This is a genomic window from Curtobacterium sp. VKM Ac-1376 (assembly GCF_015351025.1).
In the GTDB taxonomy this organism is placed as follows: Bacteria; Actinomycetota; Actinomycetes; order Actinomycetales; family Microbacteriaceae; genus Curtobacterium.
The window spans coordinates 169,510-189,042 of the sequence record NZ_JADKRV010000003.1; the positions used below are offsets into that span (position 1 = coordinate 169,510).

13 protein-coding genes are annotated in these 19,533 nt (G+C 69.3%); 5 read left to right on the plus strand and 8 right to left on the minus strand.

Annotated elements, in window-relative coordinates; all coding sequences use genetic code 11:
• Nucleotides 1-1,333: 1,333 nt before the first annotated feature.
• The 6 genes from ITJ56_RS05665 to ITJ56_RS05690 form a co-directional block, all read right to left on the minus strand.
• Nucleotides 1,334-2,476, minus strand: coding sequence for a glycosyltransferase (locus ITJ56_RS05665; RefSeq protein ID WP_194628540.1), 1,143 nt, complete (start codon nt 2,474-2,476; stop codon nt 1,334-1,336).
• Nucleotides 2,477-2,530: 54 nt separating this feature from the next.
• Complete coding sequence (locus ITJ56_RS18705; protein ID WP_194628542.1) at nt 2,531-3,796, minus strand: glycosyltransferase family 4 protein; 1,266 nt, start codon at nt 3,794-3,796, stop codon at nt 2,531-2,533.
• On the minus strand, nt 3,793-4,434 hold the full coding sequence (locus ITJ56_RS05675; protein ID WP_194628544.1) for a sugar transferase: 642 nt from the start codon (nt 4,432-4,434) through the stop codon (nt 3,793-3,795). Before ITJ56_RS05675 ends, ITJ56_RS18705 begins: the two co-directional genes overlap by 4 nt.
• 22 nt (nt 4,435-4,456) lie before the next feature.
• On the minus strand, nt 4,457-5,815 hold the full coding sequence (locus ITJ56_RS05680) for a polysaccharide biosynthesis tyrosine autokinase (protein ID WP_194628546.1): 1,359 nt from the start codon (nt 5,813-5,815) through the stop codon (nt 4,457-4,459).
• Between the two features lie 124 nt (nt 5,816-5,939).
• On the minus strand, nt 5,940-6,368 hold the full coding sequence (locus ITJ56_RS05685; RefSeq protein WP_194628548.1) for a DUF3060 domain-containing protein: 429 nt from the start codon (nt 6,366-6,368) through the stop codon (nt 5,940-5,942).
• 69 nt (nt 6,369-6,437) lie between these two features.
• Complete coding sequence (locus ITJ56_RS05690; RefSeq protein WP_194628550.1) at nt 6,438-8,903, minus strand: hypothetical protein; 2,466 nt, start codon at nt 8,901-8,903, stop codon at nt 6,438-6,440.
• 750 nt (nt 8,904-9,653) lie between these two features.
• Here ITJ56_RS05690 and dnaK point away from each other — a divergent pair.
• The 4 genes from dnaK (at nt 9,654) to ITJ56_RS05710 (ending at nt 13,776) form a co-directional block, all read left to right on the plus strand.
• Complete coding sequence (gene dnaK, locus ITJ56_RS05695; protein ID WP_194628558.1) at nt 9,654-11,519, plus strand: molecular chaperone DnaK; 1,866 nt, start codon at nt 9,654-9,656, stop codon at nt 11,517-11,519.
• Nucleotides 11,520-11,521: 2 nt separating this feature from the next.
• Nucleotides 11,522-12,193 carry a nucleotide exchange factor GrpE gene (locus tag ITJ56_RS18320; protein WP_228517228.1) on the plus strand — a complete coding sequence of 224 codons (672 nt, stop codon included), beginning with the start codon at nt 11,522-11,524 and terminating at the stop codon, nt 12,191-12,193.
• 43 nt (nt 12,194-12,236) lie between these two features.
• The gene (locus ITJ56_RS05705; RefSeq protein ID WP_194628567.1) at nt 12,237-13,238 is read left to right on the plus strand and encodes a DnaJ C-terminal domain-containing protein; all 1,002 of its coding nucleotides are present in this window, start codon (nt 12,237-12,239) and stop codon (nt 13,236-13,238) included.
• 127 nt (nt 13,239-13,365) lie between these two features.
• Nucleotides 13,366-13,776, plus strand: a complete 411-nt coding sequence (locus tag ITJ56_RS05710; RefSeq protein WP_110865490.1) for a heat shock protein transcriptional repressor HspR — start codon at nt 13,366-13,368, stop codon at nt 13,774-13,776.
• A 62-nt stretch (nt 13,777-13,838) separates the two neighbouring features.
• Here the strand turns inward: ITJ56_RS05710 and ITJ56_RS05715 are convergent, their stop codons facing one another.
• Nucleotides 13,839-15,764 carry a hypothetical protein gene (locus ITJ56_RS05715; protein ID WP_228517229.1) on the minus strand — a complete coding sequence of 642 codons (1,926 nt, stop codon included), beginning with the start codon at nt 15,762-15,764 and terminating at the stop codon, nt 13,839-13,841.
• A gap of 230 nt (nt 15,765-15,994) precedes the next feature.
• Between ITJ56_RS05715 and ITJ56_RS05720 the strand changes: the two genes are divergently transcribed.
• A complete protein-coding gene (locus ITJ56_RS05720) occupies nt 15,995-17,350 on the plus strand; it encodes a right-handed parallel beta-helix repeat-containing protein (RefSeq protein WP_194628571.1) in 1,356 nt (451 codons plus the stop codon).
• A gap of 65 nt (nt 17,351-17,415) precedes the next feature.
• Here ITJ56_RS05720 and ITJ56_RS05725 read toward each other — a convergent pair whose 3' ends face one another.
• Nucleotides 17,416-19,464, minus strand: coding sequence for a hypothetical protein (locus ITJ56_RS05725; RefSeq protein ID WP_194628573.1), 2,049 nt, complete (start codon nt 19,462-19,464; stop codon nt 17,416-17,418).
• Nucleotides 19,465-19,533 lie beyond the last annotated feature (69 nt).

Sequence of the window (19,533 nt, forward strand, 5' to 3'; positions counted from 1 at the left end):
GGCGCGATCAGCAGGATGAGCGTCCCCATCAGCAGCCCGTGCGAGAGCATCGCCGTGAAGATCGACGTGTTCGACAGCATGATGCTCGGCATCACGACGGCCATCGCCGCGACGCGCATCGGGAGTCCTCGGCTCGCACCGTCGAGGAACCGCAGCCAGACGAACAGCGCGGCCGCGGCGACGAAGATCCCGATCCACCCGAAGTTCGCGAACCCGTCAGCGAACAGGTTGGCGTTCGCGTAGCCCACCGACCCGGGCACCAGGTAGTCGGAGATGCGCTTGGGTGGCGGTAGGTCGTAGGGGTAGTCGATCCAGGGGCTCAGGAACGAGTACCCGTACCGGGCGACGGGGTTGTCGGAGAAGTAGTCGACGTACACCGACGACAGCAGCCCCGGCGTCAGCATGAAGCGGCGCGTGAACACCGAGGTCCACGTGATGCCGCCCTGCACCTCGTCGGCGATCGCTGAGACGACCATGATCGCGAGCGGTGCGCCCAGGAAGGCGAGCGACCGCGCCGGCCTCGTGCCCCGGAACAGCACAGCCATGCCGAGGACGGCGATGAACGAGAACAGCACGGCCTTGAACCCGGTGCTCGAGTACAGCAGGAACTGGCCGGCCAGCGCGAGCACCACCAACGACGGACGACGGCGGAAGATCCCCCGCGCCAGGACGAGCGGGTTGATCACGTACGCCTGCCCCGTGAGCAGGTAGCCGAGCGCGCCGCCGGTGCCGACGTCGGCCGAGTAGTCGGCGCGGACCTCGTAGATGTCGTCGAGGGCCAGGAACCGGATGTGGATCCCGACCGTGGCCGCCATCAGTCCGTAGGTGACGAGCGAGTACAGACCGCAGACGATCCAGGTCAGGGTCGCGCGGTCGATCCGTCGCTGACCGATGACGAGCACGTCGTCGGCAGCGTCGACCTGCGACCCCGGAGCCGTCGCACCGCGCGGGGTGGCCAGGCTGACCAGTGCGAACGCCGTGCCGACGGTCGCACTCAGTGCGATCGCAGTCGCGGTGGACACGTACCCGGTCGAGATGCTCATGATCATCGTCGGGCTGACACAGACGACGAAGATCGTCCAGAGCACGACGTGTGACGGCCGGACGAGCACGCGGGGGAGGGTCAGCGCGACCGCGGTCGTCAACGCGACGACGACGAGCAGGGCCTGCCACGGGGCGGGCACGAAGCTGTACCCCAGGTACGAGAAGAGCGGCGCGACGAGGTTCGCCGAGATCCAGTTCATGGTCAGCCCGAGGAACCCGACCGCGACGAACACCCCCGCCGCACGCCCGACCGGACGCGCGAGGTCGGCCCGGTCGATCGTCGCCCGCGTCACCGGGATCCCGTCGAGTGCAGACGCGCTCCGCGGACGCCCGGCAGGAGCTCGTCGTACATCGCGACGAGCCGCTCGGCCTCGGGAGCCCAGGTGAACCGTGCTGCAGCGCGACGGGCCTCGGCGCCGTGCCGTTCGAGCAGCGCCGGGTTGTCCGCGTACCGGCGGACCGCATCGGCGATGGCCGCAGGGTCGTCGGCGGGCACGAACGTGACGCACTCGACCCCGCGCAGCAGGTGTCGCCACAGCGGGATGTCGGTGGCGATGACGGCGAGCCCGGCCGCGAGGTACTCGAACAGCTTCGTCGGGAAGATCTGGTCGGTCACCGGAGTCCGGCGGAAGGGGACCACGCCGATCCGGGCGCGCAGGAGCAGGTCACGGGCCTCCATCGGACCGACGACGCCACCGTGCACGGCGCGTCCGGTGGCCTCGGCGGCCCGCAGCCGCTCGGTCGACGTCGCACGGTCGATCGAGCCGACCATCTCGACGCGCCAGTCCGCCGGGAACGACGGTTCCTCGACGACCGACGCGAGCACGTCGATCCCACGGTCGTGACTCAGGACGCCGACGTGCGCGACCAGGGCGGGCCGCGCCTCCAGGCCGACCTGGGCGTCGTCCTCCGGGCGCGCGAAGGGGAAGTTGTGGATCGCGATGCGGCGCGATGCCGGGAACCGGCGTCCGGTCCATTCGGTGGCGGTGACGACACGGTCCGCGGTCCCGGCGATCCGGAGCAGCCCGTGCGAGAGCCACGCGAAGACGGCACGCTGCCGGTACGTCAGGTAGTCCTTGCCCCAGACCTGGTCGGGCAGGTCCTCGTGCGCGTCGTACACCACGGTCCGGCCGGCCAGCCGGAGCGCCGGGATCGTCCAGATGAGTTCGGGGTCGTGCAGGTGGACCACGCGGGCGCGGGATCGAAAGGCCAGGATCAGTGCCTGCGTCGTCGACACGACCATGCGGCGAACGCGCGTCCGTCGCGGGATGCGGACGACGTCGACGGCGGTGGCGGGGGCGTCGAGATCGGATTCGACCGCGATCAGCCGGACGCGGTACCCGGCGTCGGCCGCGGCGGCCGCCTCGCGCAGGTGGACGCGGTTGTCGACCCACGGGTGGGCACTGGAGACGTGGACGATGTCGGGGAGCATGCTCGGGTTTCCTCGGCTGGGGGCTGGGGCTGGGGCTGGGGCTGGGTGAGTGGGTCAGGCCGTGGCGACGGTGTCGTCGAGCACTCCGGCCAGGACGCCGGCGAGGTGGCGGTAGTCGTGCTCGCGGGTGACGTGGTCGCGGCCACGGGCACCCATCGCGTCACGGTGGGCAGGTGGCATCGCCGCGAGCGCCAGGATGCCGTCGGCGATGGCCTGCGGGTCGTCGGGCCGGACGTGGAGTCCGCTGTCCGACGCGGCGACCGGTTCGAGCGTGACGGGCGCACCGACGAGCAACGGGCGCGCGAGCAGCATGTACTCGTACTGCTTGTTCATCGAGACGCCGTGTCGGTAGAGCGGCAGGTCGTGCATGTTGACCACCAGGCAGTCGGCCTGTCGGCCGATGCGCCGGGCCTGGTCCTGCGGCATTCGTCCGTCCCAGACGACGTCGGCACCAGCCGGGAGGCGCGACGCGCGTTCCCGGAGCGCCGTCACGTCCGATCCGTCCCCGACCATGCGCAGGGTCAGTCGCGGTCCGCCGCTCGCCGCGGCGCGTCGGCTGGCGAGGTCGAAGCCGTCGAGGACGGCTTCGAGGGCGTTCGCCGGTCCCATCGAGCCGATGTAGGTGACCGTGAAGTGGTCGTCCCCGGGTTCGGAGCGCTCGATCGCTTCGTCGCGGCGCTCGTCCTGGTCGTCGAGTGCGACGCCGTTCGGGATCCACGTGAACGGGACGTCGTGGCCGCGGTCGGCGTAGTAGCGGCCGACTCCCTCGAGCGGGGAGATGAGGTGGTGGGCCCGGTTGACGGTGGTGCGCTCGAGTCGTCGGAGGACCCGGATCACCGGGTGTCGCTCGGTCATGCCCGCGAGGCCGAGTGCGGACTCGGGCCAGAGGTCGCGGGGTTCGAAGACGAACGGCACGTCCAGCCGGCGGGCGAGCACGGAGGCGGCCCACGCTGCCAACGGGTGGAACGACCCGCCGATCACGACGTCGGGGCGGGGGAGTCCGCGGAGCATCCGGGGGGTCAGCAGCAGCGCGGTGAACACGCCGATGTCGGCGACACGGCGGATCGTTCGGCGGACGCCGGATCCGCGGTGGTCGACGCCCCGCAGCCAGCAGAACTCGTAGCCGTCGCCGGACCAGCGCTCGCGCAGCGCCGATCCGTTCATGTGTGAGCGGCCTGATGGATGATCGGTGCCGGCGGCGATGACCACTGAGTGCCACCCGTGCGCGGTGAGCCCGGCGGCGAGGTGCTGGTGCCGGGTCGCACGCCCGTCGCGCTCGCGGTGGTGCGCGTAGTGGTTGACGATCCACGCGGTCTTCACCGGGGACCACCGGTCATCGCGGCCGTGCCCTCGAACACGTCGGAGCTGACGTGGCCCGGCGCCGCGATCCCCTCGCGGCGGAACACGATGACGACCGTCCGGAGCAGGATGCGCAGGTCGAGCCCGAGCGTCACGGTGTCGACGTACTCGACGTCGGACCGCAGGCGCTCCGGCCACGGCAGGGCGTTGCGGCCGCGGACCTGTGCCAGGCCGGTCAGCCCCGGCAGGACGTCGTGCCGGCGGGACTCCTCGGGCGTGTAGAGCTCGAGGTAGCGGCAGAGGGTGGGACGGGGCCCGACGAAGCTCATGTCGCCGCGCAGGATGTTCCAGAGGCTGGGCAGTTCGTCGAGGCTCGTCGAACGCAGGAAGGAACCGAACGGGGTGAGCCGGTCGCTGTCGCTGACGAGGCCGGTGGCGGGGTCGGGCTCGAGCATCGTGCGGAACTTCAGGATCGTGAACGTCTGACCGTGCAGGCCCGGACGGGGCTGGCGGAACAGCACCGGGCTGCCGAGCTTGGCAGCGACGAGGGCGGCGACGAGCGCGAGCACCGGGGCGAGCGCGATCAGGGCGAGCGCCGCGCCGACGATGTCGAGGAGACGCTTCGCGCGGAGGATCCGCGTGCGGCGGGGGGAGTGCATGGGTCGTGTCCTTTGTCGTTGATCAGGCGGTGCGCGTGCTCGTGTACTCGGAGCGGTAGTACGCGCTGCGTGACGCCTTGTGCTTGGTCTTGGTGAGGACGATGCCGGCGGGTTGCTGGCCGACCCGGTCCAGCGCCTCGATCGCCAGGCGGACGTCGGAGCGCTTGGTCTGGTTCGCTGCGGTGACGAGGAGCGTCGTCGACACGAGGGTGCTGACGAGGGCCGAGTCGGTGACGGCGAGCACCGGCGGGGTGTCGACGAGCACCACATCGAAGCGCGACGCCAGTTCGGCCAGGACCCGGGCCATCGCCTCGGAGCCGATCAGCTCGCTGGGGTTCGGCGGGATCGTCCCGGCCGGCAGCACCGCCAGGCCGTCGATCCCCCAGGGCTGCACGACGTCCTCGAGCTCGGCACGGCCGACCAGGAGATCCGTGAGTCCGACGGCCCCCTCGACGCTCATCACCGCCGCGACGTTCGGACGACGGAGGTCGGCGTCGATGATGACCGTCCGCACGCCGCTCTTGCTCAGTGCGATCCCGAGGTTGGCGGTGGTCGTCGTCTTGCCCTCCGCCGGTCGAGCGCTCGTCACGGCGATGGTGGGAGCGCCGCCGGTGCGCAAGAACTGGATGTTCGTCCGGAGGCTGCGGAACGCCTCGGATCGCGCGGAGTTGGCCTCGTCGCGGATGATCAGCGGGCGGCGGGCAGCGTCGGTGTCGAACGCGATGTCGCCGACCACGGGCACGTCGACGTCGAGGTCCTCGCCGGAGCGGACCCTGGTGTCGAGCGCAGCGCGCAGCAGGGCGAGTGCAGCACCGGCGGCGAGGCCGCCGACGAGTCCGAGCGCGAGGTCAGCGGACTTCCTCGGGGCGATGGGATTGGCCGGTTCGGTCGCCGGGGTCACCTCCTCGAGCACGACCGAGGGCTTCTGGTCGGCGCCGGTCGGCTCGATCTGCTGCACCACGGTGGCGAGGCTCTTGCCGATCTGTTCGGCGATGGTGGACGCCGACGTCGCGGAGCCGTCCTGCACCGCGATCCTGATGATCACCGTGCCGGCGTCGACCGAGGTGGTGACCTGGGACGCGAGTGCGCTCGGGCTGGTGTCGAGGTCGAGCTCGTCGATCACCCCCTGCAGGACGCGGGGCGAGGTCGCGAGCTGCATGTACGACTTGATCTTCTGCTGGGCGGCGGTGGATCCCTGCGCGATCTCGCCAGCGGTCGCCGACATGTCGCCGGCGACGGAGACGTAGTAGGACGTCGACGCTTCGTAGGTCGGTGGGGTGATGCTCGTGACGACGAGCGAGGCGCCGGCTCCGAGGAGCGTGGCGCCGGCGATGATCCACCAGCCCGAGAGCAGGGCGCGGATGACGGCGAGGTAGTTCAAGAGGAGCCTCCGGTCGGGTTACTGGACCAGTGTAAAACATCACATCTGAAAGAACAATGCGGCACGCGGAAAGGGGCGGAGACAGCGTCCCCGCCCCTTTCCGGACCGACCGTGGCCGGAGTCGTCAGCCGGCGGCCTTGACCGTGTTCCCCTTGCCCTGGTCGTCGACCTTCGGTGCTTCCCCGCTGTAGGTGAGCGTGTTGTTCGACCCGCTGAAGAAGACCTTCTTCGTCGACGACACCGTGATCGTGGCGTTGCTTGCCTCGACGGTGATCGTGCCGATGGTGCCGAGCGCGTACGTGCGGTCGGAGCTGATGAGGTTCGCGGCTGCGCAGTCATCCGTGGTGATCGTCTGGTCGGACTTCTCGTCCTCGTCCCAGAGCTGCACGGCGCCGTCGATGCACTCGTTGTAGGTGGTCTCTGCCGCCTTCGTGGAACTCGACGCCGTCGGCGCTGGGTCCTTCGCGTCCGAGGAGCTGCAGGCGGTGACGCCGAGCGCGGCGACGAGGGCGATCGAGGCTGCCGCCAGGCCGCGGCGGATCGTGGTGTTCATCGGGTTTCCTCTCCGGGAAGTGTTGGGGTGGCCCCTCCCGTCGCAGGGCGACAGGAGGGGCCACGGGTGCTACTTGGTGTCGGCCGGCAGGGTGAAGAGCTCGCTGAGCTCGGTCTTGCCGTTCTTGGTCTGCTCGAGGGCGAACCGGAACTCGGTCGCGCCGCGCGAGACGGCCCGGTCGAAGGTCCAGTTGCCCTGGGCGTCGACCTCGAACGTGCCGGGGACGATCTGCGTGCCGGTGATGTTGAGCACGCGGTAGCTGGCGCCGGGCTCGCCGGTGCCGGTGAAGGTGTTCACGACGCCGGGGGTGACGGAACGGGTGGCGACGGTCACCGTCGCGAGGCCGGCGGCCTCGATCGTGAACAGCTCGGACTTCTCGGTCTGGCCGTTCTTGGTCTGCTCGATGACGAAGCGGAAGTTCGACGCGCCGTTGGAGACGACGCGGTCGAACGTCCAGTTGCCCTGGGCGTCGACCTCGAAGGTGCCGGGGACGATCTGGGTGCCGGACATGTTCAGCACGCGGAAGGTCGCACCGGGCTCACCGGTGCCGGTGAAGGTGTTCGAGCGACCCGGGGTGACGCGCTCCGGGGTGGTGACGGTCACCGGGGTGAGTGCCGCGGCGTCGACGGTGAAGAGCTCGGACTTGGCGGTCTGGCCGTTCTTGGTCTGCTCGATCACGAACCGGAAGTTCGCCGCGCCGTTCGAGACGACGCGGTTGAACGTCCAGTTGCCCTGGCCGTCGACCTCGAAGGTGCCGGGGACGATCTGCGTGCCGGAGATGTTCAGCACCCGGAAGGTCGCACCGGGCTCGGCCTTGCCCGTGAAGGTGTTCGAGGCGCCGGGGCGAACCGCGGCCGGACCGGACAGCGTGATCGGGGCCAGCGCGGTGGCGTCGACCGAGAAGAGCTCGGACTTGACGGTCTGACCGTTCTTGGTCTGCTCGATCACGAACCGGAAGTTCGACGCACCGTTGGAGACGACGCGGTCGAACGTCCAGTTGCCCTGGCCGTCGACCTCGAAGGTGCCCGGGACGATCTGGGTGCCGGAGACGTTCAGCACCCGGTAGGTCGCACCCGGTTCGGCCGTGCCCGTGAAGGTGTTCGAGCGACCCGGGGTGACCGATGCCGGACCGGTCAGCGTGATCGGTGCGAGTTCGGACGAGCCGGCCTCGATCGTCGTCGCGGTGGTGCTGGTGGTGTTGAACGCACCTTCGGTCGCGGTCCCGGTGAGCTTGGTGGTCATCGGGGACGTCCCCGCCTCGGCGTCCGCCGCGGCCGTGACGTCGATGTTCCACCGCATGAGGGAGTCGGCGGGGAGGTTCCACCCGGTGTTGGTCGGGCGGAAGTCGTAGGTGTACTTCGTCCCGTCCTCGGAGCGCTCACCGTTGGTGAGGGTCATCGCGGAGTTCGTCCAGTCGGCCTCACCGGGCTTCTTGAACGAGCCGTTGATGGTGCCCTGGCCCTCGGGGAACGTGGTGCCCTCGGGTGCGGTGAACTCGACCTTGCCCTGCGGGCGGCTGATCGAACCGTTGGTCTTGAAGAGCGACTCCACCGACGTGACGGCGTCACGGTCGAGGGTCACGCCGGTGCCGTCCTGGCCGGTGATCGCGGCGTCGTTGATGACGACGTCGAGATCCTTCGAGTCGTGCTCCTCGCCGTCGATCTCCTGCACGACGTGGATCTCGTTCGTGCCACGGTCGAGGCCCTCGACCGTGATGCTCCACGCACCGGTCTCGGCGTCCGCCTCGACGCTCTCCTCGCCGATCTTGACCGTCGCACCCGGCGTCGCCGTGCCCGAGATCACCGCGGTCTTCGCCGCGTGGTCGACCGACGTGATCCGGGCGACGAGGTCCACGACCGCCGTCTCGATCGTGGTCGTCGTCGTGCCCTCGGCCAGGAAGTCACCCTTGCTGCTGGTGCCGGGCATGGAGAAGTCCATCGCGTCGGAACCAGCGGGGGCATCATCGGCTGCGGTCACGTCGACCATGAAGCGGTACTGCTCGTTTGCACCGTGGTTCGCGGCCCAGTCGACGTTGAAGGTGATGGTCTCGCCGTCGTTCGAGGGTGAGCCGTTCGTCAGCGGAATCGAGGTGGCGTTCTCCCACCCGGTGTCACCGACCTGGCGCCACTGGCCCTGCACGGTGGTCTGCTCGTCGAAGGTGGTGCCCTCGGGGGCTTCGAGCGTGACCGTGCCGTCGGTGTTCGTGCGCGCTTCGCGGTTCTCGACGACGAACGGCACCTTCGTGCTCTCGCCCCGCTCGAGCTCGACCGGTCCCTGGTCGACGCCGACGAGCGTGCCGCCCTCGACGATGGGCGCTGTGACGGTCTTCTGGTCGACCTGCGCGTTGTTGAACCGCTGCGTCGCGACGAGGGAGTTGGCTCCGACGGAGAGTCCCTCGACGGTCATCGACCAGTTGCCACTCGAGTTGACGTTGGCGACCTTGCTGCCGATCGTCACTGTGCCGTTCGGAGTCGCCGTGCCCGACACCTCAGCGGTCTTCGCGATGTTGTTCACCTTCGTGACCTGCGCGGTCATGCTCACGGAACTCTGACCGGGTCGGGTCACCTGCACGGGCACGCCTTGGGAGCGGATGGTTACTCCGCCATCAATGCCGGCCGCTTGGACGTGCGCGACGGAATGGAAGTACAAGGTCCGAGTCTCCCCGCGGGACCAAGCCACGAAGTTGTAACGGCCCGCACCGCTCAGGACCGTGGACGTCGTACCTCCGTATCGCGTCACTACGAGGTAGCAGGAGATGTACTCGCCCGTGCACCGTGGCGTTCCGTAGAACGTGACGCCGTTATCGTCGGCGCCTCTGGCGCCGTACCCGGTCGGCTCCAACGGAGAACCCTGCACGTTGACTCCGATGGCGCTCTGCGCCTGCTGTCGGGACACGTCCGGAGCCGATTCTGCGAAGGCAACCGGCGCGCCGAAAGAGAGGCCGGAGGCGATGGTGGCTGCGACCAAACCGGCGGCACCCATGGACTTGAGAGCAGTCGATGCCCTCTTTTTGTGAGACATGTGCATCTTTCAGGACAGGCCGCAGTGCGCGGCTGTGCGGGAAGGGGCACGCCCGTCGACAGACTCCGACGGCGCATGTGTATTCCGAATATCACGTGAAATACCAACATGCGACGTGCTAGCGCTCCAGCTCGGACGCCTGTGAGTTGAGTGGGATTGGCGCAAGTTCCCCGTCCCGAAGTTGACTCCAAGCAGCTCAGGAGTAGAGTTGAGTCCATCGGACGCAAGTCCAACGACTTCCCCCCAACGCAAGAGGAGCAACACATGGGACGTGCAGTAGGCATCGACCTCGGAACCACCAACTCCGTCGTCTCCGTTCTCGAAGGTGGCGAGCCCACCGTCATCGCCAACGCCGAGGGCATGCGCACCACGCCGTCGATCGTGGCGTTCACGAAGGACGGCGAGGTGCTGGTCGGCGAGACCGCCAAGCGTCAGGCCGTGACGAACGTCGACCGCACCATCGCGTCCGTCAAGCGTCACGTCGGCACCGACTGGACCACCGAGATCGACGGCAAGAAGTACACGCCGCAGGAGATCTCGGCCCGCACCCTGGGCAAGCTCAAGCGCGACGCCGAGCAGTACCTCGGTGAAGACGTCACCGACGCGGTCATCACCGTGCCGGCGTACTTCAACGACGCCGAGCGCCAGGCCACGAAGGATGCCGGTGAGATCGCCGGCCTCAACGTCCTCCGCATCATCAACGAGCCGACCGCGGCCGCGCTGGCCTACGGCCTCGACAAGGGCAAGGAAGACGAGCTCATCCTGGTCTTCGACCTCGGTGGCGGCACGTTCGACGTCTCCCTGCTCGAGGTGGGCAAGGACGACGACTTCTCGACGATCCAGGTCCGTGCGACCTCCGGCGACAACCGTCTCGGTGGCGACGACTGGGACCAGCGCATCGTCGACTACCTGATCAAGAAGTTCAAGGACGAGCACGGCGTCGACCTGTCCACGGACAAGATCGCCAAGCAGCGTCTGAAGGAAGCGGCTGAGCAGGCCAAGAAGGAGCTGTCGTCGCAGATGTCGGCGAACATCCAGCTCCCGTACCTGACGCTGACCGCCGAGGGCCCGCTGAACCTGGACGAGACCATCTCGCGCGCGCAGTTCGAGCAGATGACCTCCGACCTGCTCGACCGCACCAAGAAGCCGTTCAACGACGTCATCAAGGAAGCCGGTGTCTCGGTCAACGACATCGCGCACGTGGTGCTCGTCGGTGGCTCGACCCGCATGCCCGCCGTGGCCGAGGTCGTCAAGTCGCTGACCGGTGGCAAGTCCCCGAACCAGGGCGTCAACCCGGACGAGGTCGTCGCCGTCGGTGCCGCGCTGCAGGCCGGTGTCCTGAAGGGCGAGCGCAAGGACGTCCTGCTCATCGACGTCACCCCGCTGTCGCTCGGCATCGAGACCAAGGGCGGCCTGATGACGAAGCTCATCGACCGCAACACCGCGATCCCGACCAAGCGGAGCGAGACCTTCACGACCGCTGACGACAACCAGCCGTCGGTCGCGATCCAGGTCTTCCAGGGCGAGCGCGAGTTCACCCGCGACAACAAGCCGCTCGGCACGTTCGAGCTCACCGGCATCGCCCCGGCTCCCCGTGGCGTCCCGCAGGTCGAGGTCACCTTCGACATCGACGCCAACGGCATCGTGCACGTGTCCGCCAAGGACAAGGGCACCGGCAAGGAGCAGTCGATGGTCATCTCCGGCGGCTCGTCGCTGCCGAAGGAGGACATCGAGCGCATGGTCCGCGAGGCCGAGGAGCACGCGGCCGAGGACAAGGCCCGTCGCGAGGCCAACGAGCGTCGCAACCAGGCCGAGCAGCTCGTCTACTCGATCGAGAAGCTGATCAAGGAGAACGACGAGAAGCTCCCCGCGGACGTCAAGTCCGAGGTGCAGGCCGACGTCGACGCGCTCAAGTCCGCACTCGCGGGCGAGGACGACGACGCGGTGAAGACCGCCTTCGACAAGCTCAACGAATCGCAGGGCAAGCTCGGTCAGGCCATCTACAGCCAGCAGGACGCAGCAGCCGGCACCACCGGTGCCGAGCAGCCCGCGGGTGAGCAGCCGGCCGACGACGAGGACATCGTCGACGCCGAGGTCGTGGACGACGAGGACGACAAGGACAAGAAGTAACGATGACGGATCCCAAGGACAACGCGCCGAACGAGCCTGTGCCTGAAGACCCGCAGCCCCAGGTCGAGGGCGACGCCACGAACGCGGCCGAGCCCGAGGACCTCATCGAGGCGGAGGGGCCCGACGTCGAAGTCCCGACGGACGGCCCCGCCGCCGGGGGTCCGGCTGCGGCAGCGAACGACCTCTCCCCGGAGGACGAAGCGCTGCTCGCCGATGCCGCCCGTGGCATCGCGGAGGACAAGCTGACCACCGAAGACCGCGACCTGCTCGCCGAGATGCGTGCGGACATGCTCCGTGCGCAGGCCGAGCTGGTGAACTTCCGGAAGCGCGTCGAGCGTGACCGTGAGGCCAACCGCGAGGTCGCCATCGCCGAAGTGGTGCGGGCCCTGCTGCCTGCGCTCGACGACCTCACCCGGGCCGAGGCCCACGGTGACCTCGCCGAGGGCCCGATGCAGGTCATCGGCCAGAAGATCCGCGGCGGCTTCGACAAGTTCAAGCTCGTGCAGATCGGCGAGAAGGGCGAGGCGTTCGACCCGAACATCCACGAGGCGATCGTCCAGCTCCCCACCCCGGGTGCCACCGGACAGACCGTCGCGGACGTCGTCGAGCCGGGCTACAAGCTCGGTGAGCGCGTCCTCCGCGCGGCCAAGGTCGCGGTGGCGGTCCCGGCCTGAGCCGGGGCACCTCGTGACGATGACTGAAGAAGGCAGGTGATCCATGGCCAGTCAGGATTGGTTCGACAAGGACTTCTACAAGGTCCTCGGCGTGTCCAAGGACGCCTCCGACGCCGAGCTGAAGAAGACGTACCGGAAGCTCGCACGGCAGTTCCACCCGGACTCCAACCCGGGTGACGCCGCCGCCGAGAACCGCTTCAAGGAGATCAGCGAGGCCTACTCGGTGCTCTCCGACAAGGAGCAGCGGCAGGAGTACGACCAGGTCCGTGCCATGGGCTCCGGCGCCCGTTTCACGGCGGGCGGCGGGGGCCAGGGCGGCTTCGAGGACGTCTTCGGCGGGATGTTCGGGCAGCAGGGCGGCGGCGGACAACGTGTCCGCTTCGGCCAGGGTGGCGCCGGTGGTGCTGGCGGCTTCGAGGACATCTTGGGTGGCATGTTCGGTGGAGGCGGCTTCGGCCAGAACTCCGGTGGCTACCGCGGGTTCGGCGGACCGACCAAGGGTCGCGACGTCACGGCGTCGACGACGCTCGACTTCACGACCGCGATCACCGGCGACACCGTCAAGCTGTCGCAGGGCAACGGTCGCCCGGTGAACGTCCGCATCCCCGCGGGGGTCGCGGACGGGCAGAAGATCCGGCTGCGCGGTCGGGGCGAGCCCTCACCCGACGGCGGGGAGGCCGGTGACCTGGTGGTCGCCGTGTCGGTGCGCAAGCACCCGGTCTTCGAGCGCGACGGGCTCAACCTCCGCGTGGACGTCCCGGTGACGTTCACCGAGGCGGCGCTCGGCGCGACGATCGAGGTCCCGACGCTCGGCGGCTCGCCCGTCAAGCTCAAGGTCGCCCCCGGCACACCGTCGGGCCGCGTCCTGCGCGTCAAGGGCCGCGGCGTCACGACGAAGAACGGCACGGGCGATCTGCTCGCGACCGTCCAGGTCGCGGTGCCGTCGCACCTGTCCGACAAGCAGCGCGAGGCCGTCGAGGCACTCGCGGCCGCGCTGCCCGACGAGAACCCCCGCGAGGACCTCCTCGCCAAGGCACGCGACTAGCGCGCACGCGACAACCACGATCAACCCGGCCTGGAGGAACGGCGCGGCTTCCTGACGAACGCTCGCCGTTCCTCCAGGCTGGTTTCCACCCCACGCGGACGACGGAAAGGAACACGCCATGACCGACATGGACGAGAACTCGCCCGTCTTCGCGATCGCGGTCGCGGCGGAGCTCGCGGAGATGCACCCCCAGACGCTGCGGCAGTACGACCGGCTCGGCTTGGTCGTGCCGGGTCGTACCCGCGGCGGTTCCCGCCGCTACTCGATGCGGGACGTCGCGCAGCTGCGCGAGATCGCGCGACTCGGTTCCGAAGGGGTGTCGCTGGAGGGGATCCGGCGCGTGCTCGACCTGGAGAACGAGAACAAGGCGCTCCGCGACCGGGTGCGCGAGCTCGAGTCGGCGCTGGCCGACCAACTCATCAACCGGCCCGGTGCGCGCGTGTTCGCCGCCACTGCGAGTGGTGCTGCCATCTCGCTGAAGGCGGGGTCGCGTCCGCAGCGGAACACGCAGATCGTGCTGTACCGCGGGCCGCGCTGACCGTTGCCGTACGACGATGCCCCGGACCGATCGGTCCGGGGCATCGTCGTGTCAGGGGTGCGTCAGCGGGTGTTCGCGTAGACCGTGAAGAGCGAGGTCGTGTACGCCGATCCGGAGACCGACACCGCGAACTTGAAGTCGATCTTCATCGCGCCCCGGGAGACCGCGCGTTCGAAGCTCCAGGTGCCCTCGGGGGTGACGGTCACCGTCTCGGGCACGATCTGGGTGCCCGAGGCGTTCAGCACCGTCAGGGTCGCTCCGGCCGGGCCGGTTCCCTCGAAGGTGTTCACCGCGCCTGGGTCGACGGCCCGGGTGGAGAGCTCGATCGGTGCGAAGCCCTGGTTGGCGTTCAGGCTGAAGACCTCGGACTGCTCCGGTCCCTGGTCGCCCTTCGTCTGCTCGATGACGAATTCGAACTTCGTCGCGCCGCTCGTGACCACCCGTTCGAAGGACCAGTTGCCGTCGTCGTCGACCTCGAGCGTGCCCGGGACGATCTGCGTGCCGGACGCGTTCAGGACCCGGTAGGTCGCGCCGGGTTCACCGGTACCGGAGATCCGGTTCGAGACGCCGGGGGTGACGGTCTCCGGAGCGGTCACGCGGACCGGCGTGAGACGTCCGCTCTCGCCGGGGTTGATCATCACGTCCGCGGTGGTCGTGTTCGCCCCCTTCGAGCCCTGGACGACGCGCAGCACGTGCTCGGCACGGTCGAGGTCGTCGGTGTCGACGAACCAGCGGCCGCTGGGCAGGACGCCCTCGGCGCTACGGCCGACGACACGCTCGCCGTCGGCTGTCACCTCGCGGACCTCGACTGACGAGCCGGGCTCGCCGGTGCCGGCCATCGCGACTGGTCCACCGGCGTGAGCCGTGCCGTCCTCAGGGGTGGTGATGCTGACGGCAGCGCCGTAGTCGACGTCGCGCGTGACCTCGTTCGCGGTGTCCCGCACGCCTTCGATGAACTGTGCGGCCGTGACGCGGAGCGCGCCGCCAGCGTTCGGCGCCGGGATCGTGGTCTCCCAGGTGCCGTCGGTCTCCGCGGTGACGGTCTCGCCCAGTTGCGCGCCGGTGCTGTCGAAGAGCTGCACGTCAGCGCCGGCCTGCGCGGTACCGCTGGCCGTGACCGGGGCGGTCAGGTCGCCGGGAGCGAAGGTGGCCTCGAAGGTCAGGGGAGCCGCGGTCAGCGTCACCTCGAGCGCCGTCGAACCGGTCCGCTCCGTGCCCTCGTACTGCTCGAGTGACAGTGTGCTCGTGCCGAGCGGGAGGTTGGTGACGCGAGCCGTCCAGCGGCCGTCCGGCCCCACCTCACGCGGGTTGCGCTCGTCGATGAGGACCGTGGCACCCGGGGTGCCCGTGCCGGAGATCTGGGCGCTCCTGGTCGCGACGTCGGTCGAGTCGACGCGAGCGGAGAACGAGGGTGTGAAGTCCTCGGTGTTCGGCAACCGGTCCGCCACGTTCTGCGACTGGAGCCGCATCACCCGGTCGGTGTTGAACAGACCGAGGAACCCGCGGTTGTACGTTGACTGCAGCCCGGTCCCGATCGGGTTGTTCGAGCCGGTGTTCTCGGCCGTGCGGAACCGCTGCTTGGCATCGCCGTCGACGCACGTCTCGAGCGTGACGGGCGAGTAGCTCGTGATCGACGCGGTCGTCGCCGTCAGGCAGAGGTCGGGGGCCGAGAGTGGGCGGACGGTCGTGACCGCGCCCGGTGCCGGGATCGACCACCGGACGGCCGCCGCCCGAGCTGCCGCGAGCGTCGAGGCGCGGTTCGCCGGGATCTCCTCGCCCGCACCGGCTGCCGACGGAGCGCCGAACGTCGGAGTCGACGGATCACCAGCGAACGCCGAGGTCTCGGTGACCAGCGGGCCGACGAGGGTCCGTTCGGACTCGTCCGCGGTGGCAGCGGCGGCGGGGGACAGCCCGGCCGCCGCCGCGATCGTCAGGGCGGTCAAGCCGGCAGCCGTGAGGGCTGCGCTCCTGCGGGGGTTTCTCGTCATCGATGTCTCTCTCTCGTCTCTGAGGGCGGCCGGTCGGTGCCGATCCGCATCCGGTCGACCCGGATCGAACGCAACATATCAGAACTGAAAAGCAATCGACTATTCGGTAATGCGAAATAGAGAATGCACTCGCGGATCTGAAATACGGCACTCTGGACACATCGGCATCATGACCGTAGAGTCGCGTGGACACGGGCTGAGCGGGTGCCTCGCCGGGTGGGGAGCAGAGCTTGAACGGCCACGGATTCGCAGCGCGACCGGTTCGTCGGCGGACCCTGTTCGCTGCGGGGGTCGGAGTGGCCGGGGTGGTCGCGGCCGTCGTCATGCGGCGGGGTCCTGTCCCCACCGAGGCCGCCGACGACCTCGACGGTGACGCCCTGCAGGACGCGCTCGATGTCGTCCCCGACGGAGGTGAGCTGGTGATCACTCGCGCGTGGACGCGCTCCCGAAGTCTGGTCGTGCGCCGACCGCTCCGGATCCGGTTCGCCGGCGCGGGGGCGATCCGGATGGTGACCGACTCGACCGCGATCCTGGTCGAGACTTCGAGCGTCGAGATCGTCGACGCCGTCCTGTCAGGGATCGGTGCCGACAGCGGTGGTGGGAGCCATGGCATCGCGGTCATCGGACCGCGGAAGACCCCGCTGCACGGGATCACGATCCGCGGCGGCCGGTTCCAGGACATTGCCCACGACGGTGTCCACCTGGAGTACTGCGATCGGTTCCGGGTCTCCGGCACGAGGATGCAACGGCTGGGCTACGCGGGCATCCTCGGGATCGGGGTCGTGGACGGAACGATCGACGCGAACTCGGTGAGCGACGTCCGACAGCCAGGTGACCGGGTGAACTCGTACGGCATCACCCTCACACGGGACGCGCGGGCGGCCCCTGCTCAGACGCGGCGGTCCGCTCGGATCCGTGTCCTCCGCAACCGGATCTCAGGCGTTCCCGAGTGGGAGGGCATCGACACCCATGCCGGCGAGGACATCGAGATCCGCGGCAACGTCGTGAGCGGCTGTCGGGTGGGCATCGCCGCGGTCCCCTCGAAGGACCCGGCCGACCGGAACCAGACCAGCGTGGCACCGATCGGCCTGACGATCGCCGACAACACCGTCACACGAGCGCCTGGCCTCGCTCCCGGATCGGCCATCCTCGTCAGTGGTGCCGGCACGACCGTGGGATCGACTCGGCCGCGCGCCACGGGGAAAGTCGCCGGCAACGTGCTGACGGGTGGTGGTGGCGCCGAGGGTGAGGGCGGCATCCTCGTCAAGCTCACGCGGGGCATGACGATCGAGGGCAACCGGCTCGAGGCGAGCGTCGACAACGGGATCTGTCTCGCGCACTCGAACGCGTCGGTCTCCGTCCGGGCCAACCGGGTGAACGGTGTGACCGGCGACGGGGTCGGCGTGAACGTCCGTGAGGGTGCGAACGACGGGGTGATCAGCGGGAACCGCTTCGGTTCCAGCAGGCCGGCGTTGGTCGTGGCCGTCCGGTTCGGTGCCCGGGGCAACCGCTTCCGGGTGTCCGGCAACTCGTGGGCCAACGCGCGCGTCCGACTCGCCCGTGGCGGGGCCGTCATCACCAGCTGAGGCGGAACGAGGGATGCCCCCGGGGCCATGCGGTCCCGGGGGCATCGATCGAGTGCGGTACCGCCTCAGCTCGCTGCGAGGGAGAAGGTGCGGCTCTTGGTCGCCGTTCCGTTGACGGTCTGTTCGATCACGAAGTCGAACTTGGTCGCGCCCTTGGAGACGACGCGGTCGAAGGACCACGTGCCGTCGGTGGCGACATCGTGGGTGCCGGCGACGATCTGGGTGCCGCTGGGGTTGAGGACACGGAACGTGGCGCCCGGGGTCGCGGTGCCGGTGAAGTGGTTCGAGACGCCGGCCGTCACGGACTTCGTCGCCACGGTGGCGTCCCGCACCGCCGACGCGCTCAGGGAGAAGGTGCGGCTCTTGGTCGCCGTTCCGTTGACGGTCTGTTCGATCACGAAGTCGAACTTGGTCGCGCCCTTGGAGACGACGCGGTCGAAGGACCACGTGCCGTCGGTGGCGACATCGTGGGTGCCGGCGACGATCTGGGTGCCGCTGGGGTTGAGGACACGGAACGTGGCGCCCGGGGTCGCGGTGCCGGTGAAGTGGTTCGAGACGCCGGCCGTGACCGACTTCGTGGTGACCGTCGCCGGGATGACGCGCTTCTCCTCGGCACTGAAACCGATGTTCCGCATGATCGAGGTCCGGCCGTCCGCGGTGGTCTGCGTGAAGGTCAGCTCGTAGCCGTCGCGGCTGGTCAGTGCGGCGTCGGCCTTCCAGGTCCCGACGCCCGAACGTGCGCCGGTGACCCTTGCCTCGAAGACCTCCTTGCCGTTCTGGTCGGTCGCGGTGATGGTCGCGCCGGACTCGGCGGTGCCGGAGAAGACGCGACCGCCCGGCGTGTAGGTGTTGGTGTCGGCCAGGCCCTCGACCTGCAGGAGGCGGGGGAGCGGCACTCGCTCCGACATCGACGAGAACCCCTGGCCGTCGAAGCCCAGGTTGACGATGTCGAGCTGCTTGCCGGTCTCCTGTGCCCTGATGACGTAGCTCCAGGCGTCGCTGTGCCCGACGCCGGCCACGACCCGGTCGCCGTCGAGGACCCAGAGCGCGGGAGCGTCATCACGCTCGCCGACGACCTGGACGCGGCCATCGGTGTGGACGTACGCGGAGCGCAGGGTCGGCTTCGGCACCGAGGCATCGGTTGGGAGCTGCGCCAGCGGCGCTGCGGTGCGGCTCGAGGGCGTGCCGTCGGCGGCCTTCGCCACGACGTAGACGGTCGAGCCGAGGCGGTCCTGGGGGATCCGCGCGACGTAGCCGGTCTCCTGGAGGGACGCGTCGGCGAGCTTCGCACCGGAAACGTCCTCGACGACGACCGATGCGGCCGAGTCGTCGTACCGTCCGGTCACCACGAAGGAGCCGTCGAGCCGCCGTTCGGTCGTCTGCAGCGTTGGTGCAGTCGGCGCGTCCGATGCCGCCGGCGAGAACCGGACGTCGCGGAGCTCGTTCGTCCGGCCGTCGGTCGTCGTCTGCGTGAGGGTGATCACGTGGTCGGAGCCGGCGAGGTCGGCATCGGCGTTCCAGGTGCCGGTCCCGTTGCGTGCCCCGCTGACCTCGGTCGTGAACAGGGTGGCGCCTGAGGTGGTGTCCTTCGCGACGATGGTGGCGCCGGCGGTTGCACTGCCGGCGAAGTGGGTGGTGCCGGGTACGAACGTGTTCTGCTGTTGCAGTCCGTCGACCCTGATGGTGCGGGGAATCGGGATGCGCTCGCCGCGGGTCTGGGTGCCGTCGGCGGCGGTGTGGACCCGGACCACCTCGAGACCGGCGTCCTGCAGCCGGTTCTGCACGGTGATGAAGAACGCACCACCGCCGGTCGAGCGGTCGTAGACCGTGTCACCGAGGACCAGCCAGAGATCATCGCCCCCGGCGTCTCCGGCGAGGATCCGGGATCCGAACGGGGTACTCCAGTCCTGGTAGAACTTCGGTGCCGTCAGCGAGGGGTCGACGGGCAGCGCGTCGAAGTCGGGGGTGTCGGCGCGCACCGCGGACTCCGAGGTGGAAGGTGCCGTGGCCGTGGACGCCGCGGTGGCGATGGTGGGCGTCAGTAGGCCGAAGCCGAGGGAGGCGGTGAGGACGCTGCAGACGACTGCGGCGCTCCGGAACGAGGTGGGTGCCATGAGGGCTCCTTTGATGGGGGAAGCCCAGTGTATTTACATGTGAAATACACATCCTGTTGATATTGCGAG